A 520-nucleotide genomic window follows, 5' to 3' on the forward strand; every position below is an offset into this window, starting at 1 on the left:
TATCCTTGGCGATGTAAGGCGGCCCGTTGTCGGTCAGCATTTCGATTGTCGCTGGCGCACGCAGCGCCCTGACCCGTCGCTCCACGGCTTCGAGCATGATGTCGCGAATGTCGGACCCGCTGATGCCGGCATTGACCACAGCCATCCACGCGATGATCTCCCGATCATGGGCATCGATGATAAAGGCGCCCCGCACAATATCGCCGTTCCAGCAGGTGAACTCGAAACCGTCGCCGCACCAGCGGAGGTTCGAGCGCATCACGATGACCTTGCCGTCATGGATGTGCTCCGGTCGCTCAGAGTATTTCCGCGCCAGCAGCAGGTTGTGTGCTTTCATGATCCGGTAAGTGCGCTTGTGGTTTACCGGTGCCGAACCTTGCAAGCGCAACTGGCGGTTCAGGACCGCCGTGATCCGCCGGTAGCCATAGGTCGGCCACGCTGCGACGAGCGCTGTGATGAGCGGCACCACCGCCGCGTCTTGCGCTTTATGGTAGCGCCGCCGCGGCTTCGCTTTGCCCTT

Annotated in this window: 1 protein-coding gene; it reads right to left on the minus strand. The window is 61.9% G+C overall.

Annotated features, from left to right (window positions below; translation table 11 throughout):
- Nucleotides 1–520 (minus strand): IS3 family transposase (locus ACFOM8_RS23085; RefSeq protein ID WP_377764694.1); only part of this gene is annotated, 520 nt, incomplete at both ends.

Origin of the sequence: Paracoccus angustae, from assembly GCF_042648745.1 — a bacterium.
GTDB lineage: Bacteria > Pseudomonadota > Alphaproteobacteria > Rhodobacterales > Rhodobacteraceae > Paracoccus > Paracoccus angustae.